At 65.3% G+C, this 16182-nt stretch carries 13 protein-coding genes and 1 rRNA gene; 10 read left to right on the forward strand and 4 right to left on the reverse strand.

Annotated features, from left to right (window positions below):
• Nucleotides 1-52: 52 nt before the first annotated feature.
• Together BCR55_RS06530 and BCR55_RS06535 are read right to left on the reverse strand one after the other, a co-directional pair.
• Nucleotides 53-1585, reverse strand: a 16S ribosomal RNA gene (locus tag BCR55_RS06530).
• A gap of 636 nt (nt 1586-2221) precedes the next feature.
• The gene (locus tag BCR55_RS06535; RefSeq protein ID WP_065494350.1) at nt 2222-3487 is read right to left on the reverse strand and encodes an SGNH/GDSL hydrolase family protein; all 1266 of its coding nucleotides are present in this window, start codon (nt 3485-3487) and stop codon (nt 2222-2224) included.
• 189 nt (nt 3488-3676) lie between these two features.
• Here BCR55_RS06535 and paaA point away from each other — a divergent pair, with 189 nt between their 5' ends.
• From paaA to BCR55_RS06575, 8 genes are all read left to right on the forward strand, one after another.
• A complete protein-coding gene (gene paaA, locus BCR55_RS06540; RefSeq protein ID WP_006401298.1) occupies nt 3677-4675 on the forward strand; it encodes a 1,2-phenylacetyl-CoA epoxidase subunit PaaA in 999 nt (332 codons plus the stop codon).
• A gap of 107 nt (nt 4676-4782) precedes the next feature.
• Entirely contained in the window at nt 4783-5067 is a 285-nt protein-coding gene (paaB, locus tag BCR55_RS06545; RefSeq protein ID WP_006401299.1) for a 1,2-phenylacetyl-CoA epoxidase subunit PaaB, read from the forward strand.
• 8 nt (nt 5068-5075) lie between these two features.
• The gene (gene paaC, locus BCR55_RS06550) at nt 5076-5879 is read left to right on the forward strand and encodes a 1,2-phenylacetyl-CoA epoxidase subunit PaaC (RefSeq protein ID WP_065494351.1); all 804 of its coding nucleotides are present in this window, start codon (nt 5076-5078) and stop codon (nt 5877-5879) included.
• 22 nt (nt 5880-5901) lie between these two features.
• The gene (paaD, locus tag BCR55_RS06555; RefSeq protein WP_053296722.1) at nt 5902-6465 is read left to right on the forward strand and encodes a 1,2-phenylacetyl-CoA epoxidase subunit PaaD; all 564 of its coding nucleotides are present in this window, start codon (nt 5902-5904) and stop codon (nt 6463-6465) included.
• Between the two features lies 1 nt (nt 6466).
• On the forward strand, nt 6467-7555 hold the full coding sequence (gene paaE, locus BCR55_RS06560) for a 1,2-phenylacetyl-CoA epoxidase subunit PaaE (RefSeq protein ID WP_006408270.1): 1089 nt from the start codon (nt 6467-6469) through the stop codon (nt 7553-7555).
• Between the two features lie 131 nt (nt 7556-7686).
• The gene (locus BCR55_RS06565) at nt 7687-8511 is read left to right on the forward strand and encodes a DUF1835 domain-containing protein (protein WP_035946445.1); all 825 of its coding nucleotides are present in this window, start codon (nt 7687-7689) and stop codon (nt 8509-8511) included.
• 16 nt (nt 8512-8527) lie between these two features.
• Complete coding sequence (locus BCR55_RS06570) at nt 8528-9133, forward strand: TetR/AcrR family transcriptional regulator (protein WP_006401304.1); 606 nt, start codon at nt 8528-8530, stop codon at nt 9131-9133.
• Between the two features lie 232 nt (nt 9134-9365).
• Nucleotides 9366-10013 (forward strand): GNAT family N-acetyltransferase, encoded by a 648-nt coding sequence (locus tag BCR55_RS06575; RefSeq protein ID WP_006408711.1) that lies wholly within the window; start codon nt 9366-9368, stop codon nt 10011-10013.
• A gap of 73 nt (nt 10014-10086) precedes the next feature.
• Here the strand turns inward: BCR55_RS06575 and BCR55_RS06580 are convergent, their stop codons facing one another.
• On the reverse strand, nt 10087-10611 hold the full coding sequence (locus BCR55_RS06580; RefSeq protein ID WP_006401306.1) for an Lrp/AsnC family transcriptional regulator: 525 nt from the start codon (nt 10609-10611) through the stop codon (nt 10087-10089).
• Between the two features lie 201 nt (nt 10612-10812).
• On the opposite strand from BCR55_RS06580, the gene hppD reads away from it, so the two are divergent.
• Nucleotides 10813-11910 (forward strand): 4-hydroxyphenylpyruvate dioxygenase, encoded by a 1098-nt coding sequence (gene hppD, locus BCR55_RS06585; protein WP_006401307.1) that lies wholly within the window; start codon nt 10813-10815, stop codon nt 11908-11910.
• A 138-nt stretch (nt 11911-12048) separates the two neighbouring features.
• Here the strand turns inward: hppD and BCR55_RS06590 are convergent, their stop codons facing one another.
• Nucleotides 12049-12243, reverse strand: coding sequence for a hypothetical protein (locus BCR55_RS06590; RefSeq protein ID WP_006401308.1), 195 nt, complete (start codon nt 12241-12243; stop codon nt 12049-12051).
• Between the two features lie 319 nt (nt 12244-12562).
• On the opposite strand from BCR55_RS06590, the gene BCR55_RS06595 reads away from it, so the two are divergent.
• Nucleotides 12563-16153 (forward strand): indolepyruvate ferredoxin oxidoreductase family protein, encoded by a 3591-nt coding sequence (locus tag BCR55_RS06595; protein ID WP_065494352.1) that lies wholly within the window; start codon nt 12563-12565, stop codon nt 16151-16153.
• The last annotated feature ends 29 nt before the right edge of the window (nt 16154-16182 follow it).

Below are 16182 nucleotides of genomic sequence, written 5' to 3' on the forward strand. Positions count from 1 at the left end.
TCTTGATTACAGCCGATAAGCGTGAGCGCTCAACTTCGCGAGATAGCTCTAGAAAGGAGGTGATCCAGCCGCACCTTCCGATACGGCTACCTTGTTACGACTTCACCCCAGTCATGAATCCTACCGTGGTGACCGTCCTCCTTGCGGTTAGACTAGCCACTTCTGGTAAAACCCACTCCCATGGTGTGACGGGCGGTGTGTACAAGACCCGGGAACGTATTCACCGCGGCATGCTGATCCGCGATTACTAGCGATTCCAGCTTCATGCACTCGAGTTGCAGAGTGCAATCCGGACTACGATCGGTTTTCTGGGATTAGCTCCCCCTCGCGGGTTGGCAACCCTCTGTTCCGACCATTGTATGACGTGTGAAGCCCTACCCATAAGGGCCATGAGGACTTGACGTCATCCCCACCTTCCTCCGGTTTGTCACCGGCAGTCTCCTTAGAGTGCTCTTGCGTAGCAACTAAGGACAAGGGTTGCGCTCGTTGCGGGACTTAACCCAACATCTCACGACACGAGCTGACGACAGCCATGCAGCACCTGTGCGCCGGTTCTCTTTCGAGCACTCCCGAATCTCTTCAGGATTCCGACCATGTCAAGGGTAGGTAAGGTTTTTCGCGTTGCATCGAATTAATCCACATCATCCACCGCTTGTGCGGGTCCCCGTCAATTCCTTTGAGTTTTAATCTTGCGACCGTACTCCCCAGGCGGTCAACTTCACGCGTTAGCTACGTTACTAAGGAAATGAATCCCCAACAACTAGTTGACATCGTTTAGGGCGTGGACTACCAGGGTATCTAATCCTGTTTGCTCCCCACGCTTTCGTGCATGAGCGTCAGTATTGGCCCAGGGGGCTGCCTTCGCCATCGGTATTCCTCCACATCTCTACGCATTTCACTGCTACACGTGGAATTCTACCCCCCTCTGCCATACTCTAGCCTGCCAGTCACAAATGCAGTTCCCAGGTTGAGCCCGGGGATTTCACATCTGTCTTAACAGACCGCCTGCGCACGCTTTACGCCCAGTAATTCCGATTAACGCTCGCACCCTACGTATTACCGCGGCTGCTGGCACGTAGTTAGCCGGTGCTTATTCTTCCGGTACCGTCATCCCCCGACTGTATTAGAGCCAGGGATTTCTTTCCGGACAAAAGTGCTTTACAACCCGAAGGCCTTCTTCACACACGCGGCATTGCTGGATCAGGCTTTCGCCCATTGTCCAAAATTCCCCACTGCTGCCTCCCGTAGGAGTCTGGGCCGTGTCTCAGTCCCAGTGTGGCTGGTCGTCCTCTCAGACCAGCTACTGATCGTCGCCTTGGTAGGCCTTTACCCCACCAACTAGCTAATCAGCCATCGGCCAACCCTATAGCGCGAGGCCCGAAGGTCCCCCGCTTTCATCCGTAGATCGTATGCGGTATTAATCCGGCTTTCGCCGGGCTATCCCCCACTACAGGACATGTTCCGATGTATTACTCACCCGTTCGCCACTCGCCACCAGGTGCAAGCACCCGTGCTGCCGTTCGACTTGCATGTGTAAGGCATGCCGCCAGCGTTCAATCTGAGCCAGGATCAAACTCTTCAGTTCAAACCTGTTACTGTTTTTCGGTTTCGTTAGAAACCGGTCGCTCACTCAAAGCTGACAGGTCATATGAATTGCTTCATAAACCTGACTTACTTTAGTGTGAGACTCTTGATACTTTTGCTATCCTGATCCGAAGATCAGGTCTCGCTCACATCAAGCGCCCACACTTATCGGCTGTTAGTTTTTAAAGAACATGTCTGCGAGCAGATCGTCTTGCTCAGCAGCGCTGCGTTGTCAGCAGCAGAGAAGCGAGATTATGAACACTGTTTCGCAGCTCGTCAACAACTTTTTTCACTACATCGTTGCGACTGCGCGGTTCTTCTTCCTTCGTCGGGCGGGCGCTCTATGCTGCAGCACACCACCGGCTCCGCTTCCCCTCTCGCGCCGCGTTTCCGTTAGCGCGAAAGAGGCGTGATTCTATGCACCTGACGCCCAACGCGCAAGCGGTTTGTGAAAATATCTTTAAAAGCCTCCGTGCACTGCCGCGCACGGAGGCTTCGGGACAACGACGCGCGGGTTCGGCGAATTCGCAAACTAGAGCGCGGGGCCGCGTCCTCCGGACGCTCGCTCGAGCTTAAGATTCGGCACCGAGTCTGGTCGGCATTGCGCGGCCTCGTGTCCCATATATATAGGAGCGCGCTACTCGCCAGCCGCAATCGCCTTCAACCGCTCCAGCGGCACCGCCTCGGCCATCGCCGCGTAGCCGGCGTCGCTCGGATGGATCCCGTCGCCACTGTCGTACCGGTGCTGCAGCACGCTCGGACGCGCCGGGTCGCGCAACGCCGCGTCGAAGTCGACGATGCCGTCGAACGCGCCGCCGCTCCGGATCCATCGGTTTACCTCCAAACGGATCGCCTCGCGCGCCGGCGGCAAGTCGGCGGGCGTCAACGTCGCGCCGAACACCTTTACGCCGCGCCGATGCGCCGCGTCGATCAATCGGCGATAGCCGTCGACCAGCGCCGCGGCCGTGACCTGCGTGTGCGGATCGTCGCAATCGAGCCCCGCGCGCGGCGGCATCGCCGCGAAATTGATGTCGTTGATCCCGATCAGCACGATTGCCGCCTTCACGCCGGCGCGCGACAGCGCATCGCGCTCGAATCGCGACGCCAGCGCCACGCCGTAGCATGGCGAATCGCTGAGCAGCCGGTTGCCGCTGATCCCGAGGTTCACGACGCCGACCGACGTCGTACCGGCGCCCTCCAGCCGGCGCGCGAACGCGTCCGGCCAACGGCGGTTCCGATTCAGGCTCGACCGCAAGCCGTCGGTAATCGAATCACCGATCGCCGCGACGCTCGCATGCGCACCGCCCGCCTCAACCGCCAGCTCCGTCACCCACGCGTACTGCGTAAACCGCGTGCGAAACGCCGCGGCGCCGGCATCGTTCACATGGTCGCCTGGACCGGACACGTAATTCAGTTGGTTCGACACGCGGTGCCAAACCGTCATCCGCTGCTTCGGTCCCATATAGAAGCTGATCGCATAGGGCCGACCGGCCACGACGTCCAGCGCGACCGGATCGCTGTCGAGCTCCTGCCCCGGCGCGAGCGTCACCGAGGCCTTGCCGCCGAACCGCACCGGCGCGGCCGCACCGTCCGCGAGCGCCGCGCCTTCGCCGGCACGGCCGAGGCTCGCCGCCTCGACCACCAGCGGTGCATGGCCATACGCGTTGCTCACGCGAATACGCGCCGCGCGGCCCGATGCAGTCGGATAGACGATTTGGCGGACGGTCCGCCCCGCGACGTCCGGTACTCGGTACAACGGCGGCGGCGAGGCCAGCTCGGGAATCGGCTGCAGCGCGGTCGCCCACGCGGCCACCCAGCCGGCGGGCGCCGCGCAGACGGCGAACGGCGAAAGAAGAACGGAGGCACCCAGCACGGTCGCCGCCAGACTGCTTCGGAATGACATCGGCAAATCCTCATCGGAAAGCGGGCATTGTGCCGCAGAAGAAGCGCGACCGATCGCGCGCCGCCATGCGATCGCACCCTGGCGCCCGTGGTTTACCCGCACCTCGCCGAATTTCCACAACAAATTTATTAACCGACCGGTCGGTTGGTTTATACTTCGCACACATTCAACCGGACGAGAGCGCTCGCCATGTACACGCAATCCCTCGACATTCCCGGCAACGTCGCGCCGCTCGACGCCGCAGCCGAGTCGCCCGAGCAGGCGCGGTTCGACGCGGTGATGGCCGCGGACGGCAAGATCGAACCGCAGGACTGGATGCCGGACGCCTATCGGAAGACGCTGATCCGCCAGATCTCGCAGCATGCGCACTCGGAAGTAGTCGGCATGCTGCCGGAAGGCAACTGGATCACGCGCGCGCCGAGCCTGAAGCGAAAGGCGATCCTGCTTGCCAAGGTGCAGGACGAAGCGGGCCACGGTCTCTATCTGTATAGCGCGGTCGAAACGCTCGGCGTCTCGCGCGAGTCGCTGATCGACGCGCTGCATGCGGGCAAGGCCAAATATTCGAGCATCTTCAACTACCCGACGCCGACCTGGGCCGACGTCGGCGTGATCGGCTGGCTCGTCGACGGCGCCGCGATCATGAACCAGGTGCCGCTGTGTCGCTGCACGTACGGCCCGTATGCGCGCGCGATGATCCGCGTCTGCAAGGAGGAGTCGTTCCATCAGCGCCAGGGCTTCGATGCGCTGCTGACGATGATGAAGGGCACCGACGCGCAGCGCGCAATGGTCCAGCAGGCCGTGAACCGGTGGTGGTGGCCGGTGCTGATGATGTTCGGCCCGAGCGACGCCGATTCGGTCCACAGCCATCAGTCCGCGAAATGGGGCATCAAGCGGATCTCGAATGACGATCTGCGGCAGAAGTTCGTCGATGCGACGGTCGAGCAGGCGAAGGTGCTCGGCGTCACGCTGCCCGACCCGGACCTGAAATGGAACGAGGCGCGCGGCCACTACGACTACGGCGCGATCGACTGGGACGAATTCTGGCGCGTCGTCAACGGCGACGGCCCGTGCAACAAGGAACGCCTCGCAACGCGCGTGAAGGCGCACGAAGACGGCGCGTGGGTCCGCGAAGCCGCGCTCGCGTACGAAGCGAAACGCCGCGCGCGCGCCGAACAGCACGCGGCATAAGCGGCACGCGCCGGCACCGTGCGTGTCGGCCGCCGATCGAATTCAACACAGCATTGCATCGGACCGGCTCGCGCCGCGCGCGCGAAGCCGGCCCGCAGGAGAGAAAGATGAACAAGGAATGGCCGATCTGGGAAGTGTTCGTGCGCAGCAAGCAGGGCCTCGACCACAAGCACTGCGGCAGCCTGCACGCGGCCGACGCGACGATGGCGCTGCGCATGGCGCGCGACGTCTACACGCGCCGCCAGGAAGGCGTGAGCATCTGGGTGGTGCCGTCGTCGGCGATCACCGCATCGGATCCGAACGAGAAGGCCGAAATGTTCGAACCGGCCGGCGACAAGATCTATCGCCATCCGACGTTCTACACGCTGCCCGACGAAGTCAACCACATGTAACGCGCGCCATGACGATCACGCCCGAACACCTTTCCTACGTGCTGCGCCTCGCGGACAACGCGCTGATCCTCGGTCAGCGCAACGCCGAGTGGTGCGGTCACGGCCCGGTCCTCGAGGAAGACATCGCGCTCACCAACATGAGCCTCGACCTGATCGGCCAGGCGCGCATGCTGTACACGCACGCGGCCGAACTCGAACGCCAGCTGAACGGCGCGACGAAAACCGAGGACGACTACGCCTACTTCCGCACCGAACGCGAGTTCGCGAACTTCACGCTGGCCGAGCTGCCGCACTACGGACCGCTCGCCGGCACCGCGCACGCCGACAAGGACTACGCGGTGACGATCGTACGCAATTTCCTCTACGCGACGCTGATGCTGCACGTATGGAGCGCGCTCGAAACGTCGACCGACGCGCAGCTCGCCGCGATCGCCGCGAAGTCGGTGAAGGAAACGCGCTATCACGTGCAGCACGCGCGCGAATGGCTCGTGCGCTTCGGCGACGGCACCGACGAATCGCATCGCCGCGCACAGGCCGCGCTCGAGTACCTGATGCCGTACACGCGTGAATTCTTCGCGGCCGACGCGATCGACGCGGCGGTCGCCGCGCAGGGCATCGGGCCCGCGCCGGCGTCGCTCGAACCCGCGTGGCGCGCCGACGTCGAAGCGGCACTGGCGGAAGCGACGCTCGCGCTGCCCGCGCCCGTGCAGCACGTGCCGACCGGCAAGCAGGGCGAACACTCGGAACATATGGGTTACCTGCTCGCCGAAATGCAGAGCCTTGCGCGCCAGCATCCGGGCGCGACCTGGTAACCCGCGACGACGGAGCCGACGCATGTCCATCGAGACCGCCGCCCCCACGCACGGCGCGCCCGGCGCGCACCACGCCGATCCGCTGCTCGCGCGCGCGTGGGACGTGCTCGAAGCCGTACCCGATCCGGAGATCCCGGTCGTGTCGATCCGCGAGCTCGGCATCCTGCGCGACGTGCGCCGCGCCGCCGACGGCACGCTCGAAGTCGTGATCACGCCGACCTACTCGGGCTGCCCGGCGATGTCGCAGATCGCCGAAGACATCGCGGCCGCGCTGCAGAGCGCCGGCCTGCCGCCGCACCGGATCGAGACGGTGCTCGCGCCCGCGTGGACGACCGACTGGATCACGCAGGACGCGCGCGAGAAGCTGCGCGCCTACGGCATCGCGCCGCCCGTCGGCCAGTGCGGCAGCGCCGCGCCGCGCGAAAACGTCGTGCGCTTCGTGCCGCGGCCGGTCGCGGCGCCGGTTTGCCCGCGCTGCGGTTCCGCGAACACCGAGCGTCTCGCGCAGTTCGCGTCGACGGCCTGCAAGGCGCTGTACCGCTGCGTCGACTGCCGCGAACCCTTCGACTACTTCAAACCTTACTGATATGGCGACCCCGCAATTTCATCCGCTACGTATCCGCGACGTGCGGCCCGAGACCGCCGACGCCGTGACCGTCTCCTTCGAGGTGCCGCCGGAGCTGCGCGACGCATACCGCTTCACGCAGGGCCAGTTCGTCACGCTGAAGACGCATATCGACGGCGAGGAGACGCGCCGCTCGTATTCGATCTGCGTGGGCACGACCGACTACGATCGCGACGGCGAGCTGCGCATCGGCATCAAGCGCGTGCGCGGCGGCCGCTTCTCGAACTTCGCGTTCGACACGCTGAAGCCCGGCCACACGATCGACGTGATGACGCCGGACGGCCGCTTCTTCACGCATCTGAACGCCGATCATGGCAAGCAGTACGTCGCGTTCTCGGGCGGCTCGGGCATCACGCCGGTGCTCGCGATCGTGAAAACGACGCTCGAACTCGAGCCGCGCAGCACGTTCACGCTGATCTACGGCAACCGTAGCGTCGACGCGATCATGTTCGCGGAAGAGCTCGAGGATCTGAAGAACCGCTACATGAACCGCTTCGTCCTCTATCACGTGCTGTCCGACGATCTGCAGGACGTCGAGCTGTTCAACGGCGTGCTCGACCAGGCGAAGTGCGCGGCGTTCCTCGACACGCTGGTGCCGGCCGATTCGATCGACGAAGCGTTCATCTGCGGCCCGGCGCCGATGATGGATGCGGCCGAAGCCGCGCTGAAGGCGGCCGGCGTGCCGCCCGCGAAGGTGCACGTCGAGCGCTTCGGCACGCCGCTGCCGCAGGCGGGCGTGCCGGTCGTCGAGATCACCGAACAGACGCCGGCCGCCGATCTCGAGATCGTGCTCGACGGCAAGAAGCGCAAGCTGCGTCTGCCATACGAAGGCGTGAGCCTGCTCGACGTCGGCCTGCGCGCCGGCCTCGCGCTGCCGTACGCGTGCAAGGGCGGCGTGTGCTGCACGTGCCGCGCGAAGGTGCTCGAAGGCGAAGTACGGATGGAGAAGAACTACACGCTCGAGGAGCACGAGGTGAACGACGGCTTCGTGCTGACGTGCCAGTGCCATCCGGTCAGCGACAGGATCGTGGTGAGCTTCGACGAGCGTTGATCGGCCGCGCGTCGAGACGCGGCGCCGGTTTCTCGTCGTCACACATCTCGCTTACACTAGGGGCCGCCGGCCGGTCGGACAGCTTGCAGCGTCCGCCCGGCCGGCGGTTTTCTTTTGTTGACGACAGGCCGATGAGTACCATTCACGTGATTCAGGGCGGCACCGCCGCCGCGTCGCTGCGCGAAGCGCTCGCGGCAGCCGGACGCGACGAGCGCGTCGTCGGGTTGCTCGACGACCTCGGCGTCGGCCCGTTGAAGGGTGCCGACGAGACGCCGGACGTGCGCGCCGCGTTCTGGCAACGTGTGCTCGGCGACCAGATCCCCGACTGGAAAGCGGAGATCGAAGGCGAATTCGCGCGACTCGACCAGCTGGCCACGGACACCGGCCAGGTCGTCGTGTGGCACGCGCCATGCGTCGGCGACAAGCTGCTGCTGCGCCGCGTCGCCTATCACCTGCGCAGTGTCCCGCAACGGCTGAACGAAGTGCGGCTGTCTGCCGCCGACCTCGACGCGACGCAGCGCGCCGCACTCGCACGCGCGGACCACGCCTGTTCGACGGGCATGTTCTCGCCGGCGCAGCTCGGCAAGCGGCGGCCTGCCGCCGCGCCGATCTCGGTCTTGCGGATCGGCCGGCTCGCGCTCGAATGGCAGGAGGCCAAACACCTGAACGCCGAGCTGCGCTACTGGATCAGCAACACGATCAAGAGCGGCCACTATGCGGACCTCGACGCGCTGATCGTCGCGCGCGCGAGCACCGACTGGCAGCCGGCGCGGCAGCTCGTCGGCCGCATCATGGCCGAGGCCGATCGCGGCGGACTGTTCGTCAGCGACGCCGTCGCGTGGTGGCGCTGCCGCGAACTGGCCGCGGCCGGCCGGCTCGAGCTGCGGGACGATGCGCCCGCCGCCCTCTCCTTCACGCACGTGCGCGCCGCCCGCGCGGTAAACGCATCCCGCTAATCTTCCGCATTCGACCATGGCCCGTACCCGAGCGCCCGACCACGAATCCCAGCGCGAGCAGATCCTCGATCTCGCCGCCGAAAAGTTCGCGCAGACGAGCTATCCGAGCACGTCGATGTCCGATCTCGCGACCGCGAGCGGCACGTCGAAGGCACGCCTCTATCACTATTACGAGAGCAAGGAAGCGATCCTGTTCGACCTGCTCGACCGCTACACGAAGCGGCTGATGCTGATCATCGCGGAAGTCGAAGGGACGAGCCAGCGGCGCGGGCTCAGCGAGCGCGAGGCGTTCGCCGAGCTGGTGCGCGCGTTCCTGGCCGAATACGAGACGTCGCACAGCCGGCACGTCGCGCTGCTCAACGACGTGAAGTACCTCGAGGATGCGCAGCGCGAAATCGTGCTCGACCGCCAGCGCGACATCGTCGCGGCCTTCGCGCGGCAACTCGCGCGCGCCTACCCGGACCGCATCTCGAAGGAAAACCAGACGTCGGTAACGATGATGGTGTTCGGAATGATCAACTGGACGTTCACGTGGCTGAAGCCGGGCGGCCGCCTCGGCTACCGCGACTTCGCCGAACAGGTGATCGACATGATCGAGCGCGGGCTGTCGTCGGCCGCGTGATGTCGCAGGGCAGCATCCGTTGCGCGGTGTGCACAGCCACACCGCCCTCTCGGCATTTCATATGATGAATTTTTAATACGTTTAAAATCAGCGGTTTATCTTATGAACTAAGCGCATTTAGAATTCACCCTCGACAGAATATACGGGTTTTCCCCAATCCTGACCCAAACACTCGGGTAAAATGCTGCTGCATTGCACAACCCGCTGTACGGTCACCATTGAGGAACCCACGATGAACACGCAATTCCACGGCTCGGCCGATGTCGTCGGCACCGCCGGTAATGCGCCGGTTCTCGTCAGGGAACTGGCTTCCAAAGACCGTGAGCAGATGCTCACCCATTTTCTGTCGCTGAACGAGGACGACCGCCTGCTGCGCTTCGGCCAGATGGTGCCCGACCACGTGATCGAAAACTACGTGCGCACGATCGACTTCGGCCGCGATACCGTGTTCGGCGTGTTCGACCATGATCTCGAGCTGATCGGCGTCGGTCACCTCGCCTATCTGCCGGCCGACGGCGACAAGCGAACGGCCGAATTCGGCGTGTCGGTGCTCGAACGCGCGCGCGGCCGCGGCGTCGGCACGAAGCTGTTCGAGCGCGCGGCGATCCGCAGCCGCAACACGCGCGTGACGACGCTCTACATGCACTGCCTGTCGCGCAACGCGACGATGATGCACATCGCCAAGAAGTCCGGGATGCGCATCGAGCATGCGTACGGCGAAGCCGACGCGTATCTGTCGCTGCCGCCGGCCGACCACTCGACGATCCTCGCCGAGATGCTGCAGGAACAGGCGGCCGTGTTCGACTATGCGATGAAGCGCCAGGCGCACCGGGCGTCGAAGTTCATCGAGTCGCTGATGCCCGCTGCGCTCAGCGCGTAACGCCGGTACGCCGCCGCGGCGCGTCGCTTGCGCCCGGCGGTTCTCGCTTCCCCCTCCCGCCTTCCCATCGGCGCTAGCGCATCGACCGGATCGGCAGCGCCGTCGTCTCCTTGAAGCATTCGAGCGAAAAGCTCGTTTTCACGTCGATCACCGACGGATGGTGCAGCAACTGCTCCTGCACGAAGCGGGAGAAATGCGCCATGTCCTCCACCTGCACGCGCAGCAGATAATCCATATCGCCCGTCATCGCGTGGCACGCGACGACTTCCGGCCAGGCCTGCACGGCCGCGCGGAACAGCTCCGCGTGCGTCGCGCCCGCGCGCGCCGCCGTTTCGTCCGCGCGCACCGGCACGACGCCGCCGCGCTTCTCGAGCCGCACGCTCACGTACGCGAGCAGATCGAGCCCGAGCTTCTGCGGGTCGAGCAGCGCGACGTAGCCCGTGATCACGCCGATCTCCTCGAGGCGGCGGATTCGCCGCAGACACGGGCTCGGCGACAGGTTCACGCGTTCGGCGATCTCCTGGTTCGACAGGCGCCCGTTCTCCTGAAGAATCGCGAGGATCCGCCGGTCGATCGCGTCCAATTCGACCTGCGCCATCTTCTGCCCTCCGAAAGTCGTTTCGAGACTGGAAATTGCGCCATCGTAGGATCGCGCGACCAAGTTCGCAAGTTTACGCTCCACAGGGCCCGCTACACTTTGTCGCACGTACTCGATCGTTTCGCGCGCCGTCGGCGCGCACCACCCTCGACACAGGACCGACGGCGCTCCGCATCGCCGCGGCCGACTCAGGAGACACGCATGCAGATCCCCACCTGGGACAACCCCGTCGGCACCGACGGCTTCGAATTCATCGAATACACGGCACCGGATCCGAAGGCGCTCGGACAACTGTTCGAACGGATGGGCTTCACCGCGATCGCGCGTCACCGCCACAAGGACGTGACGGTCTACCGCCAGGGCGACATCAACTTCATCATCAACGCCGAGCCCGACTCGTTCGCGCAGCGCTTCGCGCGGCTGCACGGCCCGTCGATCTGCGCGATCGCGTTTCGCGTGCAGGACGCCGCGAAGGCGTACAAGCGCGCGCTCGAACTCGGCGCATGGGGCTTCGACAACAAGACCGGCCCGATGGAGCTGAACATCCCGGCGATCAAGGGCATCGGCGATTCGCTGATCTACTTCGTCGACCGCTGGCGCGGCAAGAACGGCGCGCAGCCGGGCGCGATCGGCGACATCAGCATCTACGACGTCGACTTCGAGCCGATCCCCGGCGCGGAGCCGAACCCGGTCGGCCACGGGCTCACGTACATCGACCACCTGACGCACAACGTGCATCGCGGCCGCATGCAGGAATGGGCAGAGTTCTACGAACGCCTGTTCAACTTCCGCGAAGTGCGCTACTTCGACATCGAAGGCAAGGTGACGGGCGTGAAGTCGAAGGCGATGACGTCGCCGTGCGGCAAGATCCGCATCCCGATCAACGAGGAAGGCTCGGACACGGCCGGCCAGATCCAGGAATACCTGGACGCGTACCACGGCGAAGGCATTCAGCATATCGCGCTCGGCACCAACGACATCTATGGGGCCGTCGACGGCCTGCGCAGCAAGGAAGTGAAACTGCTCGACACGATCGACACCTATTACGAACTGGTCGATCGCCGCGTGCCGAACCACGGCGAATCGCTGGAAGAGCTGAAGAAGCGCAAGATCCTGATCGACGGCGCACGCGACGATCTGCTGCTGCAGATCTTCACCGAAAACCAGATCGGGCCGATCTTCTTCGAGATCATCCAGCGCAAGGGCAATCAGGGCTTCGGCGAAGGCAACTTCAAGGCGCTGTTCGAATCGATCGAGCTCGATCAGATCCGCCGCGGCGTCGTGCAGGACAAGGCCTGACGCCAGGCCTGACGGAACGGGCCCGTGCGCGCGGCCGCACGCCGCCGTCCGGCCCGGCCGCACAAACAAAAAGGGCGGGAATCGCACGATTCCCGCCCTTTGTTCGTTTTCGGCGCGGCGCGCTGCCGCGCGATCGCATCAACGCACGCTCGCCTTCGACGCCGCGGCGCGCGCGACGGCCGGCTGCGCATCGGCGTTCTGCGCCGACGCGGTCTGACGCATCTGCGCGCCGGCTGCCGCCAGTGCGCTCGCGCCTTGCGCGCGCACCGGGCCGGTCATCGCGAAAAATGCGGCCGACACGATCAGGAAACTCTGGATATGACGCGTGTTCATTGCACCTCCTTTTAAGACTGCCGGCGCCTCCCCGTGCCTCGACAGCGTGTCGACGCGACCGGGCACCTCCGGCAGGCCGACAAGATTAACGGCGTTTGCGCGAAGATGGGGCCAGCTTTACATGCTTTTACATGCTGTAACGGGTGCGCCGGCCCTCGCCCGTTGATGCAGTGCGGCAGTATCGCGGATGGGCGGCGGGTTTATCCCAGTGCTACCATCACTTAAAACCGGCCAATATGCCGGCCACTGCCGACGCGTTCACAAGACGCCGACGCACTCGAAGTTTTGGTGATCCCAAACTGGGTGGAGGAGACTGTTAATGAATGCCCCGCTAGACGCAGGCCAACGCGCGTCGCTCGAAGCCGCGCTAAAGTCCGTCACGCTTGACGACAAATACACGCTCGAGCGCGGCCGCGCTTACATGAGCGGCATCCAGGCGCTCGTGCGCCTGCCGATGCTCCAGCAGGAACGCGACCGCGCCGCCGGCCTCAATACGGCCGGCTTCATCTCCGGCTATCGCGGCTCGCCGCTCGGCGGCCTCGACCTGTCGCTCTGGAAGGCCAAGCAGCATCTGGCCGCCCATCAGATCGTTTTCCAGCCCGGCCTCAACGAAGATCTCGCCGCGACCGCCGTGTGGGGCTCGCAGCAGGTCAACCTGTATCCCGGCGCGAAGTACGACGGCGTGTTCGGCATGTGGTACGGCAAGGGCCCGGGCGTCGACCGCACCGGCGACGTGTTCAAGCACGCGAACTCGGCCGGCTCGTCGAAGCACGGCGGTGTGCTGGTGCTCGCCGGCGACGACCATGCGGCGAAGTCCTCGACGCTCGCGCATCAGTCCGAGCACATCTTCAAGGCCTGCGGGCTGCCGGTGCTGTTCCCGTCGAACGTACAGGAATATCTGGACTTCGGGCTGCACGGCTGGGCGATGAGCCGCTACTCGGGGCTCTGGGTCGCGCTGAAATGCGTGACGGACGTCGTCGAATCGTCGGCGTCGGTCGACATCGACCCGCACCGCACCGAAATCCTGCTGCCGACCGACTTCGTCATGCCGGAAGGCGGGCTCAACATCCGCTGGCCGGACCCGCCGCTCGTGCAGGAAGCGCGGCTCCTCGACTACAAGTGGTACGCGGCGCTCGCCTACGTGCGCGCGAACAAGCTCGATCGCATCGAGATCGATTCGCCGCACGCGCGCTTCGGCATCATGACGGGCGGCAAGGCGTATCTGGACGTGCGCCAGGCGCTGACCGACCTCGGCCTCGACGACGAAACCTGCGCGCGGATCGGCATCCGGCTCTACAAGGTCGGCTGCGTCTGGCCGCTCGAAGCACAGGGCGCGCAGGCGTTCGCGCGCGGCCTCGACGAAATTCTGGTCGTCGAGGAAAAGCGCCAGATCCTCGAATACGCGATCAAGGAAGAGCTGTACAACTGGCCGGACGCGCAGCGCCCGCGCGTGTACGGCAAGTTCGACGAAAAGGACGGTGCCGGCGGCGAATGGTCGGTGCCGATGGGCAACTGGCTGCTGCCCGCGCACTACGAGCTGTCGCCCGCGATCATCGCGAAGGCGATCGCGACGCGCCTCGAGAAGTTCGAGCTGCCGTCCGACGTGCGCGCGCGCATCGCCGCGCGCATCGCGGTGATCAACGCGAAGGAAATGGCGCTCGCGAAGCCGCACGTGCAGACCGAGCGCAAGCCGTGGTTCTGCTCGGGATGCCCGCACAACACGTCGACCAACGTGCCGGAAGGCTCGCGCGCGATCGCCGGCATCGGCTGCCACTACATGACCGTCTGGATGGACCGCAACACGAGCACCTTCAGCCAGATGGGCGGCGAAGGCGTGCCGTGGATCGGCCAGGCGCCGTTCACCGACGAAAAGCACGTGTTCGCGAACCTCGGCGACGGCACCTATTTCCACTCGGGCCTGCTCGCGATCCGCGCGGCGATCTCGTCGAAGGCGAACATCACGTACAAGATCCTGTATAACGACGCCGTCGCGATGACCGGCGGCCAGCCGGTCGACGGCGTGCTGACCGTGCCGCAGATCACGCACCAGCTCGCGTCCGAAGGCGCGAAGAAGATCGTGATCGTCACCGACGAGCCCGAGAAGTACGACAGCCAGAAGGCGCTGCTCGCGCCGGGCGTGACGATCCATCACCGCGACCAGCTCGACGACGTGCAGCGCGAGCTGCGCGAGATCGAAGGCACGACGATCCTGATCTACGACCAGACCTGCGCGACCGAAAAGCGCCGCCGCCGCAAGCGCGGCGCGTATCCGGATCCGGCCAAGCGCGTCGTGATCAACGACGCGGTGTGCGAAGGCTGCGGCGACTGCTCGGTGCAGTCGAACTGCCTGTCGGTCGAGCCGCTCGAAACCGAATTCGGCACGAAGCGCCAGATCAACCAGTCGAGCTGCAACAAGGACTTCTCGTGCGTGAAGGGCTTCTGCCCGAGCTTCGTCACGGTCGAAGGCGGCCAGCTGAAGAAGCCGAAGGCCGTCGCCGTCGACGGCAGCGCGCTGCCGCCGATCCCCGAGCCGGCGCTGCCGGCGATCGATCGCGCGTACGGCGTCCTCGTCACCGGCGTCGGCGGCACGGGCGTCGTCACGATCGGCGCGCTGCTCGGGATGGCCGCGCACCTCGAAAACAAGGGCGTGACCGTGCTCGACGTGACGGGTCTCGCGCAGAAAGGCGGCGCGGTAATGAGCCACGTGCAGATCTCGCACACGCCGACCGACATCCACGCGACGCGCATCGCAATGGGCGAAGCCGATCTCGTAATCGGCTGCGACGCGATCGTGACGGCCGGCGACGAATGCACGTCGCGGATGCGGCACGGCGCGACGCGCGTGGTCGTCAACAGCGCGCAAACGCCGACCGCCGAGTTCATCAAGAACCCGAACTGGGCGTTCCCGGGCGTGTCCGCCGAGCACGACATCCGCACCGCGGCCGGCGACATGGTCGACTTCGTCGATGCGAACCGCTTCGCGGTCGCGCTGCTTGGCGACGCGATCTACACGAACCCGTTCGTGCTCGGCTACGCATGGCAGAAGGGCTGGCTGCCGCTGACGCTCGCGTCGCTGCAGCGCGCGATCGAGCTGAACGGCGTGTCGGTCGACAAGAACCGCGCGGCATTCGAGTGGGGCCGGCGCGCCGCGCACGATCTCGCTAGCGTGCAGCAGGCCGCGGCCGGCGAACCGCGCGCCGCCCAGGGCGCGACGGTGATCGCGCTGCACACGAAGAAGGCCGTCGATGCGCTGATCGCGAAGCGCGTCGAGTTCCTGACCGCGTATCAGAACGCCGGCTACGCGGCACGCTATGCGGCGTTCGTCGACAAGGTGCGCGCCGCCGAGCGTGCACTCGCCGACGGCGACGCGATGCAGGAGCCGCTGACCGAAGCGGTCGCGCGCAACCTGTTCAAGCTGATGGCGTACAAGGACGAATACGAGGTCGCACGGCTGCAGTCCGATCCGGCGTTCCTCGCGCGGCTGTCCGCGCAGTTCGAAGGCGACTGGAAGCTGAAATTCCATCTCGCGCCGCCGCTGTTCGCGAAGAAGGACGCGCACGGCCATCTCGTGAAGAAGGCGTACGGCCCGTGGATGATGTCCGCGTTCCGGCTGCTCGCGAAGGCGAAGTTCCTGCGCGGCACCGCGTTCGACCCCTTCGGCCGCACCGAAGAACGGCGCACCGAGCGCGCGCTGATCGGCGAGTACGAAGCGCTGATCGACGAGGTGCTCGCGAAGCTGACTACGGGCAACCGGCCGCTCGCGGTCGAGCTCGCGTCGCTGCCGGACGGCATCCGCGGCTACGGTCACGTGAAGGACAACAACCTGCGCGCCGTCCGCCAGAAGTGGAACACGCTGCTCGCGCAGTGGCGTTCGCCGACGGGCGGCCAGTCGCGTCAGCAGGTCGCGTAGCCGCCGACGCGCGGCGGGCGTTCGCGCGC

This window comes from Burkholderia sp. CCA53, assembly GCF_001685525.1.
GTDB lineage: Bacteria > Pseudomonadota > Gammaproteobacteria > Burkholderiales > Burkholderiaceae > Burkholderia > Burkholderia multivorans.